Source organism: Micromonospora gifhornensis (genome assembly GCF_016863515.1).
Classification (GTDB): Bacteria; Actinomycetota; Actinomycetes; order Mycobacteriales; family Micromonosporaceae; genus Micromonospora; species Micromonospora gifhornensis.
Window position 1 is genome coordinate 83,371 of record NZ_BOPA01000026.1, and the last position, 22,180, is coordinate 105,550.

The window sequence follows — 22,180 nt, forward strand, 5'->3', positions numbered from 1 at the left end:
CGCGCCGACTGGCCCCGGGCCTGCGTCGGCCTGCTCATCGCTGGACGGGAGCGTCGGCGGTGCTGGGGCGAGGGCGTCAGCGGTGCTGGGGCGAGGGCGTCAGCGGCGGTGGACGGGAGCCTGGAGGCGGTGGGCGGGAGCCCGGCGGCCTGGCCGGGCTCCCGCAATCCGGTTCCTGGGGAGGCTCCGGAAATTCAGTTGTAGTGGATTGTTCCGATTGGCGGCATGGGCCGCAGGCGTGACAGACCTCTCGGCCGTTCAGCCAGCCGGCTTGCCGGACCCGCTCGCGTACCGCCGGTCGATGCGGGTTGAATGGGGCGATGCAGAACCTCCTACCTGAGCCACCCGCCACGCTCCTGCCCGCCGACGAGGAGGCCGACGCCGCCCTGGCCACGGCGGAGCAGGCCGGCAGCGACGAGGCGTACGCCGAGGCGGCGGCCCGGTTCCCGAGCCACAGCGCCGCCTGGGCCGCGCTGGCCACCCGGGCCTTCGCGCAGGATCAGGCCGTCGCGGCGTACGCGTACGCCCGCACCGGCTACCACCGTGGCCTGGACCAGCTGCGCCGCAACGGTTGGAAGGGGCACGGTCCGGTGCCCTGGTCGCACGAGCCGAACCGGGGCTTCCTGCGCTGCCTGTACGTGCTCTCCCGGGCCGCCGACGAGATCGGCGAGGCCGACGAGGCGGCCCGCTGCGCCCAGTTCCTCCGCGACTGCGACCCGGCTGCCGCCGACGCCCTCGCCAGCAACTGACCCTCAACCCCGGGCCGGCCCTCACCGCAGCGACCCGCCTGCCCCGAGGGCCGCAGTGACGCCGCCGGCCCTGAGGGCCGCGGTGACGCCGCCCACCAGCATGATCGCGCTCGATCCGGGATCGAGTGGTCTCCCTCGCGTTGGAAGCCACTCGATCCCAGATCGAGCGCGCTGGGTCCCCGCGCGGGTCTTCGCCCGCGCGGGTCCCGCTCGGGTTACAGGCCCTCGGCGACGGCTGCGGCGATCTTGAGCCAGGCGTCGCGGGTGGCCGCTGACAGGCCGGCGTAACGGATGGGCTCGCCGGTGTCGATGAGCCGCTCGTACGGCGCCAGCAGCACCGCCCGGGTACGCGCGGCGAAGTGTTCCTGGATCGCCGGCAGGTCGATCTCCTTGCGCGAGGGCGGCATCGAGACGACCGTGACCGCCTGCCGGACCAGCCGTTGCCGTCCGCTCTGCTCCAGGTGGTCGAGCATCCGGGCGGCGGTCTCGGCCGAGTCGTTACGGGCCGACATGGTGACCACCAGTTGGTCGGTGGCGTCCATCGCCGCCTGCCAGTTCTGTGCCCGGACGTTGTTGCCGGTGTCCACGAAGATCAGCTTGTAGAACCGGCTGACCACCTCGCGGATCTCGCCGAAGGCCGCCGCGGTGAGCATCTCGCCCCCGGTCGCCGACTCGTCCGAGGCGAGTACGTCGAACATCCCCTCGCCCTGCGAGCGGACGTACTGCGACAGGTCGCCCACCCGGCCGTGCGCACCGTGGAACTGACCCAGATCGCGCAGCAGGTCCCGCACCGTACGGGAGTGGAAGTCCTGTTGGGCGCGCATGCCGAGGGTGCCCTGGGTCTCGTTGTTGTCCCAGGCCAGCACGTAACCGCCACGCTTCTGCCCGAAGGTCATGGCGAGCAGCAGGATGGCCACCGTCTTGCCGGCACCACCCTTGGGGTTGACAACGGTGACCTGGCGCAGCCCGCCGAAGTTGCGGCGCACCATCTCGATGTCGCGCTTGAGTTCCAGTTCGTGCCGCCCCGGCGGCAGCTTCACCAGGCCCGTCTTGTTGACCACGGCGCGTACGCCCATCGTTGCGACCGGGTCGGTGGGGCGTACCTGCCGCCGTCGCGCGAAGTCCTCGGCGGTGGGTGCACCGCCGGTCTCCTGCGTCCAGCCCTGATCCGTGAACCCGGTCCGGGACGCGGTCTCCGTCGGCTGGTACGGCACCTGCGGCGACACCGCCGGCGGGCCCTGCTGCTGCCAGGGGGCCGGTTGCCAGGCCGGCTGCGGCGGGAAGGGCCCGGGTGGTGCCGCGTACGGCGGCGTGACCTGGGGTGCGCCCGGCCCGGGGTGAGGTGCGGCAGGCACCCTGACGTCGACCGGCGGCGGCACCGCGGCCGTGAAGGGCCCCGGCGGGAGTACGGGCGTCTCGGGACCGGCCACGACGCCCTGCTGAGGTGCGGGAACGTGCGGCACCGGCTCGCCGTGCGGTGCGGAAGGGTGCGGCACCGGATCGCCGTGCTGCGGTGCGGGAGAGTGCGGCACCGGATCGCCGTGCTGCGGTGCGGCGACACCGTGCTGTGGCACGGGGAAGCTGCCGCGCTGGGGCGGCGGGACGGCCGCCTGATGCGGTCCGGGCTGCTGGGGTGCCGCAGCGCCGGACAGCGGGGTGTCCGGCGGCGCGGACGGCACCGGCGGAAGTGGCTGAGCCGGTCCGGCCCAGGTGGGGCGGGGCACACCGACCGCAGCCTCGGCCCTGCCGCCGTTCTCCGGCGGGGTGGCGACCCCGGACCGCTGTGGCGGCTGCGCCCACGGCGACTCCGCCACCGGCCGGGTCGTCGAGGTCACGTCGCCGCTGTCCGCTGCCGCTGAGTCTGCCCCGGTGTCGAGCGCGTCACCCCGCTCCGCCTGCGCGTTGTCGCTCACCGCACGCGGCCCGCTGTCCCGGTTCGGCGCGAGGGCGGTCGGCGGGTCGAGGGTGAACGGCAGGTCCAGGTTGACCTGACCGGACTCCGGCGGCGGCCCGACCGGGGTCGCTCGTCCGGATGCGGCAGGCGGGGCCGAGAACGAGCCGCCGTTGCCCGGTCCCCACGCGTTGGCACCCGGAACCGGATCCGGACCAGCGGAAACAGTTGGTTCCGGCGGGGTGGGCGGTGCCGGTGCCCAGCCGGTGGCGGGCGGCCCACCGCCGGTCAGCGACGGGTAGTCGGCGGGCGACGGCGGAACGGCCGTCGGATATCCGCCCGGCGTCGCGGAGTGGGTGGCCGGCGGGTGGTCACCAGGTGACGTCGCCGGTCGACCGCCGGGCGGTGGAGCGGCAGGCGGTGCGGGCGGTGGGGCGTCCCACCCCGACGTGCCGAAGCCGTCGATCTGGTCGGGTGGCCAGAGTGGTTCGATGTCCCGTTCCGGCACCCCATGCTGGCCGGGCACGTGCACCCGGTCGGCGTTCTCGTCCACCACGGTTCCTCCCCAGTCCTCCAGCCGAGGATAGGCCCACCGGCCGATCTCGGCCGCCGGTGCGGGACGCGGTCAGGGCGTCCAGACCGCCCAGGCACCCGGCTCGGTCCACCAGGACCGCTTACGGGTCAACTCGCCCTGCACACCGTCGTCCAGGTAGGGCAGCGCGGCCTCGTCGCGAGGCAGCACCGAGGCGGCCCGACCCCGGGCCCGCCGGACCTCCAGGCGTACCCGCCGACGGCCCAGCCGCGACCGGGTGACCACAGGTACGGCCACCGCCACCTCGACCAGCCCGTCGCTCGGGTCCGGGTCGGCGAGCAGCGTGACGTCGTCGAGCCGGGCGTAACCGCCCGCGTTGCCGATCACGCAGGCCAGCAGGGGATCGTCGCCGTCGGACAGCACGGCGTCGTCCACCTCGACCCGGCCGCGCCAGTGCAGCGGTCGGCCGTCCTCGCCGGCAGCACCGAGCAGCGCGCCGTCCAGCGTGACCGAACCGCCGTCGTTGCGCAGCAGGTCGAGCCGTCGGGGCGTACCGTCGAGCACCGCGGCGGCCACCGCCGCCGGGTCGCGGGGCAGGCCGAGTTGCGCGGCCAGGTCGCGGTGCGTGGTGCTGCGGGCCGGGTCCAGCGGCAGTACGCCGATCGGCGGCAGGTCCGGCACGGTCCGGTTGCCGGCCAGGTCAGCCGGGCGGCGGCTGGGCGGTGGGGCGTACCGCCGGACCAGCCGGCGCAGCACGGCGCGCAACTGTGCGTCACCGGCGACGGCGACCACCAGGCGGGTCTTGGAGTCCGGGTCCGGCCAGGTGAGGCCGTCGGACCTGGCCGGGGCGTCCAGCCGGGCCAGCACGTCGTCGATCTCCGCGTCCGAGCGGGCGGTCACCGTCTCCACCCGGGCGCCCCGGGCGGTCAACGCGTCCGCACAGGCCAACACGGGTACGCGGGGCGTCTCGCAGCGGTCGTCGCGGTCCTTCGTCGCTGCCACGTCGCCGCCACAGCAGGCTTCGCCGCTGCCGCACCCGGCCCCGGAAGCGTCCCGCTCCGAGCCCAGAGTGAGCAGCACCACGTCGTACACGGGTAGCTCCTCCTGCTTTGTCTGCGCGACCCCTGCCGGTCGAGCCGTCACTACTTGTTAACCTGACACCCCGGGCTCGCTGACCGGTCGCCATCTGGCACCCGAGCCTTCTGGAGGCGAGAAGATGCCAGCGATCGTGCTCATCGGCGCTCAGTGGGGCGACGAGGGCAAGGGCAAGGTTACCGACCAGCTGGGTGAGCGGGTCGACTACGTCGTCCGCTACTCGGGCGGCAACAACGCCGGCCACACGGTGATCACGCCGGACGGCCAGAAGTACGCCCTGCACCTCATGCCCTCCGGGGCGCTGTCCCCGAACGCCGTGATCGTCATCGGCAACGGCGTGGTGGTCGACCCGAAGGTGCTGCTCAGCGAGATCGACGGCCTCGCCGAACGGGGCGTCGACGTCTCCCGGCTGCGGATCTCCGGCGACGCGCACCTGATCATGCCGCACCACCGGGCGTTGGACCGGGTGGTGGAGCGCTACCTGGGCAGCTCCCGCATCGGCACCACCGGCCGGGGCATCGGTCCCGCGTACGGCGACAAGGTCGCCCGGATGGGCATCCGGGTGCAGGACCTGCTCGACCCGGGCATCCTGCGCAAGAAGCTGGAACTCGCGCTGCGCGAGAAGAACCAGGTGATGTTCAAGGTCTACAACCGCAAGGCCATCGACCTCGACGCCACCATCGAGGAGTACCTGGAGTACGCGGAGCGGCTGCGGCCGTACATCGCGGAGACCCGCTCGATGCTCTGGGACGCCCTGGACCGGGGCGACACCGTCCTGCTGGAGGGTGCCCAGGCCACCATGCTCGACATGGACCACGGCACCTACCCCTTCGTCACCTCGTCGAACCCGACGGCAGGCGGGGCGTGCGTGGGCGCAGGCATCCCGCCGACCGCGATCACGAAGGTGATCGCGGTGAGCAAGGCGTACACCACCCGGGTCGGCTCCGGTCCGTTCCCGACCGAGCTGTTCGACGACAACGGCGACCACCTGCGCAAGGTCGGTCACGAGTACGGCACCACCACCGGCCGGGAGCGTCGCTGCGGCTGGTTCGACGCCGTGGTCGCCCGCTACGCCTGCCGCCTCAACGGCGTCACCGACCTGGTGATCACCAAGCTGGACGTGCTGACCGGCCTGGCCACGGTCCCCATCTGCGTCGGGTACGAGATCAACGGCAAGCGCGTCGACGACATGCCGATGACCCAGACCGACTTCCACCACGCCACCCCGATCTACGAAGAGCACGACGGCTGGTGGGAAGACATCACCAAGGCGCGAACCGAGGAAGACCTCCCCGACAATGCGAGGCGCTACATCGCCCGCATCGAAGAACTCTGCAACACCAAGGTCTCGGTGGTAGGCGTAGGCCCCGGCCGCGAAGAAAACGTAACCCGCCACCCCCTCCTCCCCTGACTCCCCATCTCCGTGTCGATCAAGAGGATGGCGTCTCGGGCAACCGCCGGATTTGAGACGCAAACTTCTTGATCAACAGGGGTGGGGGTGGGGGTGGGTAGGATGCCGGGTCGTGCGGGTTTTGTTGTTGGGTGGCGGGGGGCGGGAGCATGCGCTCGCGCTGCGGCTTGCCGAGGATGCGTCCGTTTCGGAGTTGATCTGCGCGCCGGGTAATCCGGGGATCGCGGAGGTCGCCCAGCAGCGGTCGGTGGACATCGTCGATCCGGGTGCCGTCGCGGCGCTCGCCGTCGAGGTGGCGGCGGACCTGGTGGTGATCGGGCCGGAAGCGCCGCTGGTCGCCGGGGTTGCCGACGCGGTACGCGCCAAGGGCATCCCGGTCTTCGGGCCGAGCGCCGAGGCGGCCCGGCTGGAGGGGTCGAAGACGTTCGCCAAGGACGTGATGACCGCCGCCGGTGTGCCCACCGCTCGGGCGTACACCTGCACCGAGGCCGAGGGCGTCGGCAGGGCGCTCGACGAGTTCGGCCCGCCGTACGTGGTGAAGAACGACGGGCTCGCGGCCGGCAAGGGCGTCGTCGTCACCGACGACCGGGCGGTGGCGCTGGAGCACGCACAGGAGTGCGGCCGGGTGGTGATCGAGGAGTACCTCGACGGCCCCGAGGTGTCGTTGTTCGTGGTGACCGACGGCGAGGCGGCGGTGCCGCTGCTGCCGGCGCAGGACTTCAAGCGGGTCGGCGACGGCGACAGCGGCCCGAACACCGGCGGCATGGGGGCGTACGCTCCGCTGCCCTGGGCCCCGACCGGTCTGGTCGACGAGGTCATGCGCGACGTGGTGTACCCGACGCTCACCGAGATGCGTCGCCGGGGCACCCCGTTCTCCGGTCTGCTCTACGTCGGGTTGGCGATCACCGCCAAGGGCCCTCGGGTGATCGAGTTCAACGCCCGCTTCGGTGACCCGGAGACCCAGGTGGTGCTGGCTCTGCTGGAGACTCCGCTGGCCGGGCTGCTGCACGCCGCCGCCACCGGCACGCTGGCCGACCACCCGCCGCTGCGCTGGCGCGCCGGTGCCGCCGTGACCGTCGTGGTCGCGGCCGAGGGCTACCCGGCCACGCCGCGTACCGGTGACGTGATCACCGGGGCGGACCGTCCGGGGATCATCCACGCCGGCACCCGCCGGGCCTCCGACGGCGCGTTGCTCTCCGCCGGCGGGCGGGTCCTCTGCGGTACGGCCGCCGGCGCGGACCTGGCCGCCGCGCGCGATGCGGCCTACCAGTTGGTACGCGAGGTGACGCTGGAGGGCTCGCACCACCGCTCCGACATCGCCGCTGTCGCGATCGACGGGGGAGTCGTCGTTCCCGGCTGACCGCCGCAGACACCGCTTCGCCGGGTTGGTGCGGGCGGCCGCGCCGTCGCTGCGCACCGCCGGTTCACGCGGCCCACCTGGTGCCGGCCGGACCTAGGAGGCACGGTGAGCGGGTTCTCGACGCTGGTGACCGTGGTGGCCCTGGGCGGTGCGTTGCTGCTGCTCGTCGCCGGTGTCGGCCATGTCGCCCGCCCGCAGCGGGTTCGGTCACTGCTGGCCCGGCAGGCGCTGCTGCCGTCCGTCGTCCGGGTCTGGACCGGTCGGCTGCTGGGTGCCACCGAGGTCGGTGTCGCCGTCGTGGTCCTTGGCGTCGTGCTGCTCGTACCGCAATTGTCGACGGTCGGATACGCCCTGCTCGCGGTCGCCTACGCCGTCCTGGCGGGCTACGCCGAGGTGCTTCGACGGCGTCGACCCGGTACACCCTGCGGCTGCCTGGCGGGTGGCCGATCCACCGGGCTCCCGGTGGTGATCCGCGCGCTGATCTTCGCCGCAGCCGCAGCCGCAGCCGCAGCCACAGCGGTCGCCGGGTCGGTCGGCACGGCGGCAGTGGCCGGTGTGGTGATCCGACCCGGACTCGAACTGTGGCTGGCTGCCGCCGTCACGGCGGCAGCCGGGTGGTTGGTGCCGGAACTGGTCAGCGGTGGAGCTGTCGCCGACAGCTCGGGAACGGGCCCAGTTGGGCGGCCATCGCCACCTTCCTGATCGAGACGGTCCCTGGCTCGACGGTGGGGACCGGGATCGACTGACGGCGGTCCGAGGCGGGCGGGCCAGTACAAAGGGACTACCCGTCGCGCCCGCGAGCCGGTCAGGGGCGGGCGGTGCCCTCGTAGAGATCCAGGTAGAGCCGGTTGAGCTCGTCGGTCCTGCCCAGCAGGGCCTTCGGGCTGACGATGTCGTGGCCGATGCCGAAGTCGCGCGGCAACTCGTACGTCGACAGCGTGATGCCGTTGCGATCGGCGATCGCCCGGGGGATGCCCAGCGCCTCCTGATGGTCGATGAGGTCGTCGTTGGCGGAGGTGACCACGGCTATCTCGCGCAGGTTCGGGTTCTTCGGGTCGGCGTTGAAGTTCCGGACGAGCCGGAGGTACTGCGACAACGCCGCGTACGAGAAGCCGTTGGAGTTGGTCCGGTCGGGCAGGATGCCGAACCCGTACAGCACGATGAGGGGCTTGATCGCGAAACCGGGCGCCTGTACGGCGTTGGGCTTGTAGAAGGGTGACAGCACGAGCGTCCGGCTCACCACGTCGGGACGGTGCCCGGTCAACCAGGTGGCGAGCATCCCACCACCGGAGAGGCCCACGACCCCGACCTCGTCGCCCAGTCCGGCGGTCAGGTTCAAGGCGGCGTTCGCATACGCGGTCAGCTCGTCGGCCCGCAGCGCCGCGTGCGCCGTGCGGTCGTTGAGGCCGTGTCGTGGGGCGCGCGGAACCCACACGTTGTAGCCCTGGTCGAAGTAGAGCTTCGCCAGATCGCTGAACGGTCCGGGGCAGCCGGTGTAGCCGTGCAGCAGCAGCACGGCCTTCGCGCTTCTGGTGTCGTGGGTCAGGAGTTGACTCCGGCAGCCCGGGTCCACTTCGGTGTCGGCTGTCTCCGCCGCGATGATCTGCGTCGCCCGCTGCCTCGCCGACTCGAAGTCGAGTACTTCGGCCTCGGCGCGCTGTAGTTCGGCGCTGCGCAGCGGCCATCCGTAGACCGTTGCGGTGGCGACGACGATCAGGGCGACGATGACCGCGAACACGAGCGCGGTCCGGGCGAGCGGACGACGAGATCGTACGAAGCGCAATGCCTGACCTGGACGCAACGCTTGGAGTCCCTTCGGTGGGAGTGCTCGTCGGCATCCGGCCGGCGACCAGGCATGCCCCTGCAACGGTCGACGTCTGCGGGCGGGTGATCGTTCGATCACCGCACTGTGGTTTCGCTCTCACCCGCGAAAAAGGGCGAAGCGTCAGGAACATAAAGACTCAGGTCGAGTCGACCTCGTCGGCGGTTATCCACCGAATCTCGGCGGCTCGCGCTGGCGATATGGATGCTCGGGGGCGGATAGCCCGAAGCGGCACCCGAGTTCACGGTGCGTACGGGCCATGCCCCAGATGCCACACAGGACACTTGTCGGCTGGCGCTGTTGCTACGGTCTGGCCACCAGGGAGGGAGATCAAGTGCCCGGTCAGAGTCTTGAGTTGGTGGCGCCCAGTGCCGCGGTGGTGAATGTCGAGCTCGCCGAACTTCCTCGGGTCACCAGCGTCGCGGCCCACGTTCGTTTCGCCAGTGGTGCCTACGGGCGCGGATTTCAGATCGGGCCTCGCGGATATCACGAATTCGCCTGCACCTACATGGTTGCCGCGAATCCGGTCGACCGTTTCCTCGTCCACGGCCGCGAGGTCGTCGTGTCGGAGTCGCTGGACAAGCACACCTCGGTCGCCACGCTGATCGGTGACTACCACGAGCTGATGACGGTGTTCGGCGGGCCGGCGCCGCGCCGCGAGCGGCTTGTCGAACTCTTCGCCACGCTGGAGATTGCCGACCAGGTGCGTGGGATGGTGGTACGGCCCAGACGAGAGACGCTGCTGGGCACGATGAGCGAGCACATCGCGCTGTTCGCCGAAGGGCTCGGGTCGGTGTCGATCCCCGGGCCCGCCCACGCCGCCAGCCTTCAGCCGCGCCATCAGGGCGCTCGGACGATGTTCGGTGAGGTGTGGCGCTCGCCGCTGCCCGGCGTCACGTCGGCCGCCCGGTTGACCGACTACACGTACACCCTCGGTTTTCCGTCCGCGATGGCGGAGGTGGTCTTCGCCGACGCCGACGACGCGGTGACGGATGCCGACAAGCTCGCCTGGCTGGAGCAGATCAACATCTCCTGGACGGTCGGCTGATGTCGCCGTCGGTGGCGTTGACCATCCTGAACTGGATCGCCATCCTCATCCTGTTCCTGGCGGTCGGGGCGCTCCTGCGGGAGGTCCGGATGCTCCGCGCGCTGGTGGTCCGCGAGGTCAGCTACTCGTCCGCCGGGCCCGACCTGGTGCTGGGGGCCGCGGTGACGGACGGCGCGGATCGCGTCGTGCTCGCCTCGGACACCGGATGCCCGTTGTGCGGTGCCGTGACGGCGCGACTGGCCGAACTGGCCGGCACGGCGGGGGTCCGCCCGGTCCTGCTCACCTACGAGGACGTCGAGCAGTGGCCGGAGGCCGTCCGGCAGGAGTTCGACGTGGTGTCGGACCGGGACGAGTGGCAGAAGATCGCCCATCTGAGTCCGCCGGTGCTGATGGCCGTCCGCGCCGACGGCCAGGTGGTCGATCTCTCGTTGCCGGTCGACGTCGGGTCGGCCGAGCGGCAGTTCGACATGGTGCGGAAGAAGATCGCGCACCGCGAGGGGAGTGCGTCATGACGTTGACGTTCGAGCAGATTCCCGACCTGTCCGTCGCTGCGCCCGACGCGCCGCGGAGCAGGGCGCTGACCCGGCTGCGGGTGAAGCCGCAGCGCCGAACGGTCCTGCGCGGGATCGCGTTCAGCGCGCTCGCGGTGGGTGGTTTCGTGGCGTCCGCCACCTCCCGCTTCTCGTCACCGGCCCACGCCGAGACCGGGCCGGGTGGCCTGACCGGCTGGGATCGCAACGACTGCAAGGACGCGTTCCCGAACGGCTACTCGCCACAGAAGGACAACGTGGGCTCGCACACCGCCAGGGCGGCTGCCTGCTTCGGCGGCGCGTACCGGGGCAGCACCTACTGCGCCTCGGGGTGGCATCGCTCCGGCACGGTGCGGGACGAGCCGGTCACCTACACCTACAAGCCGGTCTCGAACTCCTGCGGCGCGACGACGAAGAAGAACGCGTGGCGGTGGACCACTCCCGACGGTGTCTGGTGGCGCTGCTCGGACGGCAACACCACGGTCTCGGCCGGCGGCACGACGAACACCTACTTCACCATCTGCCGGTACTGACCGTGCCCGGATCCCGAAGTGCCGTGCTGCGGCGGCGGTTCTGGCATCCGTACACCGGTACGGGGTTGGTGGTCGGCCTGGGTGTGATCGTGGCGGCAGCCGGCCTTCGGTACGACGGGTGGTGGCCCACGGCCTTGCTCGTGGCGGGTCTGGCTCTGACGGCCGGCTTCGCGACCAGCGGCTCCACTTGAAGCAGGAACTCAGCCGCCGTGCTGAGCTCGCCGGTCTGGCGAGGTCTCCCCGCTCTCTACTTCTGCCTCGGGCTCGTCACCGGCGGCGTCGTCATCGCGGCGGCCCTGCTGCTTGTCGGCTCCCTGCTGCGAGCCCCGCTTCCGCCGCCGGTGCGGATCGGGATCGTGCTGGTCGCCGCCCTGGTGGTGACCCTGCGTGAATTCGGCGTGCTGCGCTTCGCGCTGCCGGAGAACAAGCGTCTGGTGCCGGAGAGCGTCTTCCGGCTGGGACGGTTCGCGGGGCCGTTCCAGTTCGGCCTGGAGATGGGCACCGGGGTACGGACGTACCTGCCCAGCGGGCTGGCGTACCTGACCGCGGTGGTGCTGCTGCTCTTCGCCACGCCGCTGACGGCCGTCGCCGCCGGTGTCGGATTCGGTCTGGGGCGGTCGCTGATGACCACGTCGGCCCTGCACTTCGACGACTCCGGCGGCTGGAACCTGGAGTGGGACCACCTGTCGACGGCGATCACGAGGGTCCTCCTGGTCGCCTACCTGGCCGCGCTGGCGGTGCTGGTCTCGTCACTGCTGCCGGCGTGAGCATTTCCGGTCGGCCGACCGGATCGCCTGCAACAGATCGCCGTGCCCGCGGCGTACTAGTGGCGAGGGGAGGTGGGATGGAAGCCGACGAGTTCGAGATGTTCGTGCGCCAGTCCACACCGGCGTTGCGGCGATACGCGCGTGCGGTCGCCGCTGATCTGGATCAAGCGGAGGATCTTCTCCAGGAGACCTACGTGCGGATGGCCGGTGCGTGGCACCGCCTGCTGGTCGAGGGCAACCCGATCGGGTACGCGAAGACCGTGATGGTCCGACTGCACATCAGCTGGATGCGTACGCTCGTGCGCCGGGCCCGGATCGCCGTACCCGTACGCCCGTTGGTCGCCGACGGTGGGCTCGGCCGCGTCGACGACCACGACCAACTCCGCCGGATGCTTGCCGACCTCCCTCCCCTGCAGCGGGTGGTGCTCGTCCTGTCCTATCTGGACGACATGACCGACGAGGCGATCGCCGAAGCCATCGGACGGCGCCCGGCCACGGTCCGTTCGCTGCGTCATCGGGCCCTCGGTGCGATCCGCGCCGGGCTGCCCACCCACGCCGGTGCCGATCGGAAGGTAGCGGGATGAGCGACGTGCAGCAGGCCCTTCTTGAGGTCTGGAACTCCGACCCCGACCACTATCCGGCCGGCCCCGACCCGCTGCCGGGTGTGCGTGCCCGTCTGCGTCGGCGTCGCCGTGCGCAGACCGCCGGTGTCGGGCTGGCCCTGTCCGCCGTGGTCGGCATCGGGGCGGTCGGTGTCATGGTCGCCGAGCGCAGCGCGGTGCCGCCGACCGGCCCGACCTCCGCCAGCCCGGCCGATTCCGCCGGCCCGGTCGCCCCCGATCTGCGGGGACTGCCGCCCTACCTGGGGGCGGTCGATGCCACCGAGGCGGTACTCAAGTCGCAACAACCGCAGCTGGTGCCGACCGGAACCCGGGCGGCGTACGAGGGCAGCGGCCCGGTGACCCGGGTGATCGCGGTGTTCGACTTCACCGCACCCACCGGTCTGCCCGGAACGCCACGCGAGGTCACCGTGCCGAGCGGCGCCCAGGTGCTGACGACGGACGACCCGGTGACGTCGACGGCGTACCTGACCGCATGGCGGACAGACGGCAGCTCCCTGTTCCTGGCCGTGACCGCGGACCAGGTCGAGGTACGGTCTGCGACGATCGACTCACTGATTGAGGCCAATCTCGGCTGATCTGCCCGATCCGGCCGGTGGCAATGGGTCGATCGGCCGCAGTGAGCATTGACATACCGTGTCACGATCATCGTGGTCGGGCCCCTGCCGACCACGGGGAGGAGGACGCGGTGACCGGTTTTCTCGGCGCGGCACTCAGTTTTCCCACCGTGCTGTTCAGCTTCCTGCTGGTGGTGGTCGTCGGTTACTGGCTGCTGGTGTTGACCGGTGTGCTGGATCTGGGTGACGACCTGGACGTCGACGGTGGGGCCGGCACGTTCCTCGCCGGCCTCGGCCTCGGCGGCGTGCCCAGCGCCATCATCTTCTCCCTGCTCGTCGCCGTCGCCTGGTTCGTCAGCCTGGCCGGCACCGCGCTCCTCGACGGGCTGGGCTTCGGTTCCGGCATCCGGGTGCTCGTCTCGATCGGCGTCCTGCTGGCTGCCGCGTTCTGCGCGTGGCTGGTGACCCGGTTGGTGGCCATACCGCTGGGGCGGCTCTTCCCGGCCGAGTCGGACGCCACGAGGCATGCCTTCGTCGGGCGCCTGTGTGTCGTGCGGACCGGCACGGTCACCGCCGACTTCGGTCAGGCCGAGGTGACCGCGCCCGACGGTTCGTCGGCGGTGGTGCAGGTCCGGCAGCCGGGCGAGGAGAAGATGACCGCCGGCAGTTCCGCACTGATCTACGACTACGACACCGAAGGCGAGTTCTTCTGGGTGATGCCCGCCGGGCCCGCCTTCGATCCGCTGAGACATTCCGCCACGTAGCCCGCCCGGTGAAGCCGCGCCGCCCGCGGATCACCCCGACTTGCCCTCTGGGGCAGCCGCCCCCATCGCCGGCTCGTCCCACGCTGCCCCTGAGACGTCTCGAAAGGAGGATGCGCGGGCGTCCCCGGCGGCTTCTGCCGTCGGCGTCGACCGTCCGCGCGCCCAACCATGGAAGTCATCACCACTGGAATCGGTGTACTCCTCGCCGTCGTCCTGCTCGTCGCGCTCGGCGTGGTGTTCATGGTCAGTCGGTTGTTCCGCAAGGTCGAGCAGGGCAAGGCGCTGATCGTCTCCAAGGTCCGGCGGGTCGACGTGACCTTCACCGGTGCGGTCGTGATGCCCGTGCTGCACAAGGCCGAGATCATGGACATCTCGGTCAAGACGATCGACATCGAACGGACCGGCAACGAGGGCCTGATCTGCCGCGACAACATCCGGGCCGACATCCGGATCACCTTCTTCGTCCGGGTCAACAAGACCGTCGAGGACGTCATCAAGGTGGCGCAGGCGATCGGCACCGCACGGGCCAGCGACCGGGAGACGTTGCAGGAGCTGTTCAACGCGAAGTTCTCCGAGGCGCTCAAGACGGTCGGCAAGCAGCTCGACTTCGTCGACCTCTACACCAAGCGTGACGAATTCCGCGACCAGATCATCCGGGTGATCGGCACCGACCTCAACGGCTACAGCCTGGAGGACGCGGCGATCGACTTCCTGGAGCAGACGCCGATGTCGCAGCTCGACCCGGCGAACATCCTCGACGCCCAGGGCATCCGGAAGATCACCGAGCTGACCACCCAGGAGAACGTCCGGACCAACGAGTTCCGGCGCAGCGAAGAGAAGGAGATCACCCGCCAGAACGTCGACGCCAAGGAAGCGATCCTTGAGCTGGAGCGACGGCAGGCGGACGCCGAGGCCAAGCAGCAGCGCGAGATCGAGACCGTACGGGCTCGCGAGCAGGCCGAGATCACCCGGGTACGCGCCGAGGAGCGGCTGCGCGCGGAGACCGCGAACATCCGTACCGACGAGCAGTTGGGCATCCAGCACGAGAACCGGGCCCGCGAGATCGCGGTGGCCGAGAAGAACCGCGAGCGGGTCATCGCCATCGAGACCGAGCGGATCGAGAAGGACCGCATGCTGGAGGTCATCGGCCGGGACCGCGAGACCGAGCTGAGCACGATCGCCAAGAACAAGGAGGTCGAGGCCGAGAAGCGGGCCATCGCCGAGGTGATCCGGGAGCGGATCGCGGTGGAGAAGACCGTGGCCGAGCAGGAGGAGAACATCAAGCGGCTGCGGGTGGTCGAGGAGGCCGAGCGGACCCGCCAGGCAGTGATCATCCAGGCCGAGGCCGAGGCGCAGGAGAACCTGGTCAAGGACATCAAGGCGGCGGAGGCAGCCGAGGCGGCCGCCAAGCACAAGGCCCGCGAGGAACTGGTGCTGGCCGAGGCCCGGCAGCAGGCCGCCGAGCTGGACACCCGGGCGAAGATCCGGCTGGCCGAGGGCATCCAGGCCGAGACCGCCGCGGCCGGCCTGGCCGAGGTGCAGGTCCAGGAGCGCAGCGCCGAGGCGATCGAGAAGGTCGGCCGCGCGGAGGTCGCGGTGGAGCGGGAGAAGCTGCTGGCCGCCGCCGACGCGGTGCGCGAGAAGCTGAAGGGCGAGGCCGAAGGTCTCACCGAGAAGGCCGCCGCGATGGCCGCGCTGGACGACGCCACCCGGGAGCACGAGGAGTACCGCCTGCGCCTGGAGCTGGAGAAGGAGGTCCGCCTCGCCGGGCTGGACACCCAGCGGCAGGTCGCCGAGGCGCAGGCCAAACTGGTCTCCACCGGCCTGGAGAAGGCGAACATCGACATCGTCGGCGGGGACAGCGTCTTCTTCGACCGGCTGCTCAGCTCGATCTCGTTCGGCAAGAGTGTGGACGGTTTCGTGGCCCACTCGGACGTGGCACAGAGCCTGACCAAGCCGTGGTTGGACGGCAGCGCCAGCTTCACCGACGACCTGACCCGGATGATCGGCTCGCTGAACAGCGCCGACGTGCAGAACCTCACCCTGTCGGCCTTCCTGGCTCAGCAGATGCGCGCCGGTGGCGCCGATCAGGGCAAGCTCCAGGAGCTGCTGAAGGCCGCACAGCGCCTGGGCGTGGCGGAGACTCCGGTCGCCGCCCTGACCGGCTCCCGGCAGCGCGCCGGTGAGTGAGCCGACCGCCGGTTCGGCCGCTGGGCGTACGTCCAGCGGCCGGCCGGGCCCGGCGCCCCTGATCGACGAAGCGGAGGCGGCGGTCCCGACGGCCGGAGCAGACGGGACGACCGGCTCGCCGGGCGCTGCCCCGGGGCTGGACGACGGCAGCTACGAGGTGCTGCGTAGGCGGCTCGCCACGCAGGCCGCCGAGGTGGCCCGGCGGGCGGAGGCGCTCAACGCCCGACGGCTGGAGGTCTTCGGCAGCACCGAGTTGCGGCTGCTGAGCACCGAGCGGATCCGTACCGAGCACAACTGCGTACCCCGGGACATCGTCTCCGTCGGCGGGCTGATGCTGTTCGGCTACAACGTCTTCATCGGCTTGAAGCCGGAGACGAGCGTCGACGACGTCTTCTCCCTGCACCGGTTCGTCCGCGAGTCGGCCGGTGAGACGGACGCCTTCCGGTTCGACGAGGCCGGCCACGACGAACTGCCCGGCCTGCTGCGCCACCCACAGTTCGTCCGCGACTTCTCCGAGCTGTACCGCTACTACCGGCAGGCCCGGCTGCTGCAACTGCGCCGGGTGGACGGCCGACTGCTGGCGGTGTTCCAGACCGGGCCGCGCACCGAGGACATCCGGGTGCTGCGCTGGCAGGTCGGTGTCGACGGGGTGCCCGAGTACCTGGACAGCCGGGGCGAGCGGGATCACGTCTTCCCACCCAGCCACGACTTCGAGTGGATCGAGACCACCCGCGAGGACCACGTCCTCGGCCGGCACCCGCACATCTCCATCGGCGGCGAGGTCTTCGTCGAGACAGTGGGCGGCACGCTGACCGTCAAGGTGGAGAACAACACCGAGGTCGGCGAGGGCATCTACAGCGAGCCGGTGGACGAGCCGTTGCAGAGCCTCGCCGACGCCGACGTGCACTGGGCCCGGGTCGGCACGCTGATCCTGATGCGGCTGCGGCCGTACAAGGAGACGCAGTGGCGGCACCTGGTCTTCAACACGATCACCCGTGAGGTGGTCCGGCTCGACGGCATCGGGGTGGCCTGCCAACGGCTGCCCGAGGACCACGGCATCATCTTCCCCGGCGGCTACCACCTCGCCACCGGTGTCACCCGGACCTTCGACGCCGAGGTGGCCGGCCTCGAATTCGAGCGGGTGGTGCGCTCGCCCAACGGCGAGGACGTGCTCTACGTCTTCCATGCCCGCGCCGACGGGCGTTCGCTGCTGCTGCCGTACAACGCGATCCGCAAGGAGGTCGCCGCACCGATCCCGTGCCACGGGTACTCGCTGTTCGACGACGGCACGCTCGTGGTGTTCCGGGCCGTCTCCGAGGAGCCGACCCGGGTCCACCCGATGCAGATCTGGCAGACGCCGTACGTCTCCGACGCGTACGCCGCCGCGCAGCCGGCCGGCACCGGCCCGTTGGAGCGGGTCGGCAACGCCGATCTGGTACGCGGCATCTCCGACTCGCTGTCGGCGGCACGGATGGTCGAGGGCACCGCCACCGCCGAGGTGTACGAGGCGTTGATCGCCGCCTGTGGCCGGATCAGCGACCACTACCACTGGCTCGGCGAGTCCGAACTCGGCGACCTGGCCACCCCGTTGACCGGGCTGCGGCGTACCGCCACCGCCGTGCTGGAGGAGCACGAGAAGGTTCGTACGCTCACCGAGCGGGCCCGCGCCGAGGTGGAGGCCAGCGCCGAGCAGATCGCCTCGATGGCCCGCCGGGCCCGGGGTGAGGCACCACTGACCGCCGACGACTGGGTGGCCCAACTGGGTGGCCTGCGTCGGGCCCGGGGGCACCTGGAGACGCTGCGCGAGCTGCGCTACGTCGACCACGCCCGGATCGACGAGCTGGCCGGACGGCTGGACGAGGAACTGGCGGTGGCCGGCCGCCGGGCGGTGGAGTTCCTGCGCCGCGACGAGGCGTTCACCGGCTACCAGCAGGAGGTGGAGCGGCTCGCCGCCCGAGCCGCCGAGATCGGGACGGTGGCCGAGGCCGGCACGGTCGGCGACGAGCTTGCCGCCCGTACCGAGGGCCTGCAGACCATCACCGACGTGGTGGGTGGGCTGGACATCGCCGACGCGACCGTCCGTACCGCCATTCTGGGCCGGGTCGGCGAGGTGCTGGGCGCGGTCAACCGGGCCCGCGCGGTGCTCGACAAGCGTCGCCGTGACCTGGCCGCGGTGGAGGGGCGGGCCGGGTTCGCCGCCGAGTTCGCGCTGCTCGGGCAGGCGGTGGCCGGTGCGCTGGCGGCGTCCGACACCGCCGAGCGTTGCGACGAGCAACTCGGTCGGCTGCTGCTGCGGGTGGAGGAACTGGAGTCGCGGTTCGGCGAGTTCGACGACTTCCTCGCCGAGTTGGCCACCCGGCGTACCGACATCTACGAGGCGTTCTCCAGTCGCAAGCAGGCGTTGCTCGACGACCGGGCCCGCCGGGCCGACCGGCTTGTCGCCTCGGCCGAGCGGATCATGGTGAGTGTGCACCGGAGGGCCGGCACCCTCGGCTCACTGGACGAGATCAACACCTATTTCGCGGCCGATCCGATGGTCGGCAAGCTGCGTACGGTCGTCGAGGAACTGCGTACTCTCGGCGACGCGGTGCGGGCCGAGGAGCTGGACGGCCGGGTCCGGGCCGCCCGCCAGGAAGCCGGACGCGGCCTGCGCGACCGGCTCGACCTGTACGCCGACGGCGGCGAGACGATCCGGCTGGGCCGGCACCGCTTCGCGGTGAACACCCAGCCGATCGACGTGGCGGTGGTGCCGCACGACGGCCGGATGGCCGTCGCGGTGACCGGCACCGACTACCGCGCGCCGGTGCGCGACGAGCAGTTCCAGCAGACCCGCCGGTTCTGGGACCAGCTGCTGGTCTCCGAGTCGCCGCAGGTGTACCGGGCGGAGCACCTGGCCGCCACCATCCTGTCCGCCGCCGAGGCGGGCCGCGACGGGCTCACCCTGGACGCGCTGCACACCGCGGCGGTCGACGGTGACGATCTGCGCGAGCTGGTCCGGCGGATCGCCGAGACCCGCTATGACGAGGGGTACGAGCGCGGCGTGCACGACCACGACGCCGCCGAGATCCTGCGGGTGCTGCTGCGCCTGCACGCCGGCGCGGGGCTGCTGCGCTACCCGCCGGCCGACCGGGCCGCGGCCTGCCTGTTCTGGCGGTATGGCACCGACGAGGCGACCCGGACGGCCTGGACGGCGCGAGCCGCCTCGCTGGCCCGGGCCCGCGAGCGGTTCGGTCGACCCGACGGCGAGGACGCGGCCGACCGGCTCTGTGTCGAACTGGCCACTGCGATCGACGGGTTCCTGCGGGAGACCGGGCTGCCCGTGCCGACCGGCGGGACCGGGCTGGCCGGGGAGTACCTGTTCGAGGAGCTGTCCGCGCCGCCGGTGCGGTTCGTCACCGGCAGCGGGGCGCAGACCATGCTGGAGCGGTTCCGGCGGGCGCTCGGCGGAGCACAGTCCCGCTCGTCCCGGGAGTTCGACGACGACCTGCGGGCGCTCGGCGGCGACCTGTCCGGCCGGTACCAACTGGTCGACGCGTGGCTTACCGCGTTCCTCGCCACCGACGACGGCACGCTGTCCTCCTACGACCTGCCGGAGGCGATCGCCGTCGAGCTGTGCGGCACCGAGCTGCCCCGCTCCGACAGCGCCGCCGCCATGACGGAGACCGTCGGCGGGCTGCTCGGCGCGCACCCGCGCATCGAGGGCTCCACGTTGGACGTCCGGCTCGACGAGATGCTGGCGCGTACCCGTGCCTTCCGTACCGAGCTGATCCCGGCATACCGCGATTACCAGCGGCAACGTAACGCGCTTGTGGATGCCGAGCGGGACCGGCTGCGGCTGGACGAGTACCGGCCGAAGGTGATGAACGCCTTCGTCCGCAACCGGCTGCTCGACGAGGTGTACCTGCCGCTGATCGGCGACAACCTGGCCCGGCAGCTCGGCGCGACCGGCGACGGCAAGCGGGTCGACCAGTCCGGCCTGCTGCTGCTCATCTCCCCGCCCGGTTACGGCAAGACCACCCTGATGGAGTACGTGGCCAGCCGACTCGGCCTGGTATTCGTCAAGGTCAACGGGCCGGCCCTGGGCACGAAGGTCACCTCGCTGGATCCGGCGGAGGCGCCCGACGCCACCGCCCGCCAGGAGGTGGAGAAGATCTCCTTCGCCCTGGAGTTGGGCAACAACGTGCTGCTCTACCTGGACGACATCCAGCACACCAACCCGGAGCTGTTGCAGAAGTTCATCTCGCTCTGCGACGGGCAACGCCGGATGGAGGGCGTCTGGGACGGCCGTACCCGCACCTACGACCTGCGCGGCAAGCGGTTCGCGGTGTGCATGGCCGGTAACCCGTACACCGAGTCGGGTAAGCGGTTCCGGATCCCGGACATGCTCGCCAACCGGGCCGACGTGTGGAACCTCGGCGATGTGCTCTCCGGCCGGGAGGAGGTCTTCGCGCTCAGCTACATCGAGAACTCGCTGACCGCCAACTCGGTGGTGGCACCGCTGGCCGGGCGGGACCGCGCCGACCTGGAGCTGCTGGTCCGGATGGCGCGCGGCGACGACAGCGTACGACCCGATCAGCTGTCGCATCCGTACCCGCCGGTGGAGTTGGAGCAGATCGTCTCGGTGCTGCGCAAGCTGCTGCGGGTGCAGCAGGTGGTGCTGGCGAACAACCAGGCGTACATCGCCTCGGCGGCGCAGTCCGACGACGCCCGCACCGAGCCGCCGTTCCAGCTCCAGGGCTCGTACCGGAACATGAACAAGCTGGCCGAGCGGGTCGTACCGGTGCTCACCGACGACGAGTTGGAAGCGGTGATCGACGACCACTACCTGGGCGAGGCGCAGACCCTGGCCGCAGGCGCGGAGGCGAACCTGCTCAAACTCGCCGAGTTGCGTGGCCGGCTCACCGACGAGCAGGCGGCCCGCTGGGCCGAGGTGAAGGACGCCTTCCAACGCACTCGGGCTCTCGGCGGTGCCGGCGACGACCCGGTCGACCGGGCGGTCGGCGCACTCGGCCTGCTCGCCGACCGCGTCAACAGCATCGCCACCGCCATCGGGAAGGGACGCGAACCTTCTTGACGCGAGCACCGACTGCCCGTCGGCCTTCGTGTCGGGCGGGGTTGCGGCGATCGACACTCCGATGTCACCGTTCGCAACCCCGCCGACAAGCGGTTGCTGGACCGCGAAACCGGCTACCTTCGCGCAGCTCGTGCATGACCTCCGAACGGCGGCGGGTGCACTAGTTACTAGCAGGATCGAAGTAGCTCGTGAGCACTTTGCCAGGGCTGAAGCGGCGGCGGAGAATTGCCTTCGGTCGAGTTCCGCTCGGAATCTCGCCCTTTTCCGCTTGCTCTTGCGCGATTTTTGATGCATATCACGAAGCTCCGGACCGTGAATTCCTCGGTCTCGCCTCAAAATCGCCAACCCCGTGAAAGGATCTCCGAATGGCCAGCAACGATCAGACCCATCCCGATGACTTGGTGCCGGCAGAGGTACGTACCTCGACCAGTCCTGTAGCGATCTTTTCGCTGGCTGCGCTCAAGCCGGGCAGCAGCGAGAGCGATATGCGGCAGACTCTCAAATCGATGACTGCTGCGACCCGGGAGGAGCAGGGGTGCCGGCAGTACTCGGTGCACACAAGCATCCAGGAGCCGGGCATCTATGCGTTCTACGAATGCTGGTCAACCGGTGCAGATCTTCTCGCGCACATGAAAAATCCCGCATTGCAGACCTACCATGCTCAGATGTTCGGGAACCTCGAGATGAAGACGCTGGAGTTTCTCCGCCCGTCGGAGGACTGACGCCGGACGGCGTTTCGGCCTGATCGGCACCGCGCGTCGCGGGGGAGCATGCTGCCCGGCGGCAGCGCGGTGACCGACGCCGAGTCGGCGGGTCCGGTGGCGCGCCTATCTGCCGTACCCGAGCAACTTGCCTGCTGGGGGTTACTTATGCTTCGACAAGTGACCGAGCCTCTGCCCTTCGCGAGTGGCGAGCAAGCGTGCCACCGGGTTTTGAACGCGATCGACGTCATCGGGGCCCGCTGGACCGGATCGATCTTGATGGCGGCGGTCCGCGGCGCACGCCGATTCAAGGAATACCGTGCCCTGATCGGCGGCATCTCCGACTCTCAACTCACCGTCCGGCTCAAAGAGCTTCAGGCTCGTGGCCTCATCGCGCGTACCGTGATCCCCAGCACGCCCGTGCAGATCACGTACACCCTGACTACCGCGGGCGAAGAGTTGATCGCCGCACTTGTGCCGCTGTCGCAATGGGGAGAGCAGCATCTGGCGGGCGACGACGACGCCTAGCGCGATGC

General features: G+C 70.8%; 18 protein-coding genes. 15 read left to right on the plus strand and 3 right to left on the minus strand.

All coding sequences use genetic code 11. The features are described 5' to 3' along the window. Window positions 1-320: 320 nt before the first annotated feature. On the plus strand, window positions 321-749 hold the full coding sequence (locus tag Vgi01_RS18935; RefSeq protein WP_204291887.1) for a DUF3151 domain-containing protein: 429 nt from the start codon (window positions 321-323) through the stop codon (window positions 747-749). Window positions 750-964: 215 nt separating this feature from the next. Here the strand turns inward: Vgi01_RS18935 and Vgi01_RS18940 are convergent, their stop codons facing one another. Next, complete coding sequence (locus Vgi01_RS18940; RefSeq protein WP_204291888.1) at window positions 965-3,196, minus strand: MinD/ParA family ATP-binding protein; 2,232 nt, start codon at window positions 3,194-3,196, stop codon at window positions 965-967. Window positions 3,197-3,265: 69 nt separating this feature from the next. Then, window positions 3,266-4,264 (minus strand): diacylglycerol kinase family protein, encoded by a 999-nt coding sequence (locus tag Vgi01_RS18945; RefSeq protein ID WP_204291889.1) that lies wholly within the window; start codon window positions 4,262-4,264, stop codon window positions 3,266-3,268. Between the two features lie 124 nt (window positions 4,265-4,388). On the opposite strand from Vgi01_RS18945, the gene Vgi01_RS18950 reads away from it, so the two are divergent. From Vgi01_RS18950 to Vgi01_RS18960, 3 genes are all read left to right on the plus strand, one after another. Next, a complete protein-coding gene (locus Vgi01_RS18950; protein WP_102657748.1) occupies window positions 4,389-5,678 on the plus strand; it encodes an adenylosuccinate synthase in 1,290 nt (429 codons plus the stop codon). Window positions 5,679-5,790: 112 nt separating this feature from the next. After that, window positions 5,791-7,038, plus strand: coding sequence for a phosphoribosylamine--glycine ligase (gene purD, locus Vgi01_RS18955; protein ID WP_204291890.1), 1,248 nt, complete (start codon window positions 5,791-5,793; stop codon window positions 7,036-7,038). Between the two features lie 105 nt (window positions 7,039-7,143). Then, on the plus strand, window positions 7,144-7,740 hold the full coding sequence (locus Vgi01_RS18960) for a MauE/DoxX family redox-associated membrane protein (RefSeq protein ID WP_204291891.1): 597 nt from the start codon (window positions 7,144-7,146) through the stop codon (window positions 7,738-7,740). A gap of 103 nt (window positions 7,741-7,843) precedes the next feature. On the opposite strand, the gene Vgi01_RS18965 is transcribed toward Vgi01_RS18960, so the two are convergent. Beyond that, window positions 7,844-8,821, minus strand: a complete 978-nt coding sequence (locus Vgi01_RS18965; protein ID WP_204291892.1) for an alpha/beta fold hydrolase — start codon at window positions 8,819-8,821, stop codon at window positions 7,844-7,846. Window positions 8,822-9,194: 373 nt separating this feature from the next. On the opposite strand from Vgi01_RS18965, the gene Vgi01_RS18970 reads away from it, so the two are divergent. The 11 genes from Vgi01_RS18970 to Vgi01_RS19020 all read left to right on the plus strand — a co-directional run bounded on the left by Vgi01_RS18970 (window position 9,195) and on the right by Vgi01_RS19020 (window position 22,172). Next, the gene (locus tag Vgi01_RS18970; protein ID WP_239089050.1) at window positions 9,195-9,908 is read left to right on the plus strand and encodes a hypothetical protein; all 714 of its coding nucleotides are present in this window, start codon (window positions 9,195-9,197) and stop codon (window positions 9,906-9,908) included. Beyond that, window positions 9,908-10,420: a hypothetical protein gene (locus Vgi01_RS18975; protein ID WP_102659865.1), complete on the plus strand. Its 513-nt coding sequence runs from the start codon at window positions 9,908-9,910 to the stop codon at window positions 10,418-10,420. Before Vgi01_RS18970 ends, Vgi01_RS18975 begins: the two co-directional genes overlap by 1 nt. Continuing rightward, window positions 10,417-10,971 carry a hypothetical protein gene (locus Vgi01_RS18980; RefSeq protein WP_102659864.1) on the plus strand — a complete coding sequence of 185 codons (555 nt, stop codon included), beginning with the start codon at window positions 10,417-10,419 and terminating at the stop codon, window positions 10,969-10,971. The genes Vgi01_RS18975 and Vgi01_RS18980 overlap by 4 nt, the downstream gene beginning before the upstream one ends. 209 nt (window positions 10,972-11,180) lie before the next feature. Next, window positions 11,181-11,738: a hypothetical protein gene (locus tag Vgi01_RS18985; RefSeq protein WP_204291893.1), complete on the plus strand. Its 558-nt coding sequence runs from the start codon at window positions 11,181-11,183 to the stop codon at window positions 11,736-11,738. Between the two features lie 77 nt (window positions 11,739-11,815). After that, window positions 11,816-12,322, plus strand: coding sequence for a SigE family RNA polymerase sigma factor (locus tag Vgi01_RS18990; protein ID WP_102659862.1), 507 nt, complete (start codon window positions 11,816-11,818; stop codon window positions 12,320-12,322). Continuing rightward, window positions 12,319-12,936, plus strand: a complete 618-nt coding sequence (locus Vgi01_RS18995; protein WP_102659861.1) for a hypothetical protein — start codon at window positions 12,319-12,321, stop codon at window positions 12,934-12,936. The genes Vgi01_RS18990 and Vgi01_RS18995 overlap by 4 nt, the downstream gene beginning before the upstream one ends. 110 nt (window positions 12,937-13,046) lie before the next feature. Further along, entirely contained in the window at window positions 13,047-13,679 is a 633-nt protein-coding gene (locus tag Vgi01_RS19000) for a DUF1449 family protein (protein ID WP_204291894.1), read from the plus strand. A gap of 168 nt (window positions 13,680-13,847) precedes the next feature. Further along, window positions 13,848-15,869 (plus strand): flotillin family protein, encoded by a 2,022-nt coding sequence (locus Vgi01_RS19005; RefSeq protein WP_102659859.1) that lies wholly within the window; start codon window positions 13,848-13,850, stop codon window positions 15,867-15,869. Then, window positions 15,862-20,943: a DNA repair ATPase gene (locus Vgi01_RS19010; RefSeq protein WP_204291895.1), complete on the plus strand. Its 5,082-nt coding sequence runs from the start codon at window positions 15,862-15,864 to the stop codon at window positions 20,941-20,943. The genes Vgi01_RS19005 and Vgi01_RS19010 overlap by 8 nt, the downstream gene beginning before the upstream one ends. A 365-nt stretch (window positions 20,944-21,308) precedes the next feature. Beyond that, window positions 21,309-21,665 (plus strand): putative quinol monooxygenase, encoded by a 357-nt coding sequence (locus Vgi01_RS19015; RefSeq protein ID WP_204291896.1) that lies wholly within the window; start codon window positions 21,309-21,311, stop codon window positions 21,663-21,665. A 159-nt stretch (window positions 21,666-21,824) separates the two neighbouring features. Beyond that, window positions 21,825-22,172 (plus strand): winged helix-turn-helix transcriptional regulator, encoded by a 348-nt coding sequence (locus Vgi01_RS19020; RefSeq protein WP_204291897.1) that lies wholly within the window; start codon window positions 21,825-21,827, stop codon window positions 22,170-22,172. The last annotated feature ends 8 nt before the right edge of the window (window positions 22,173-22,180 follow it).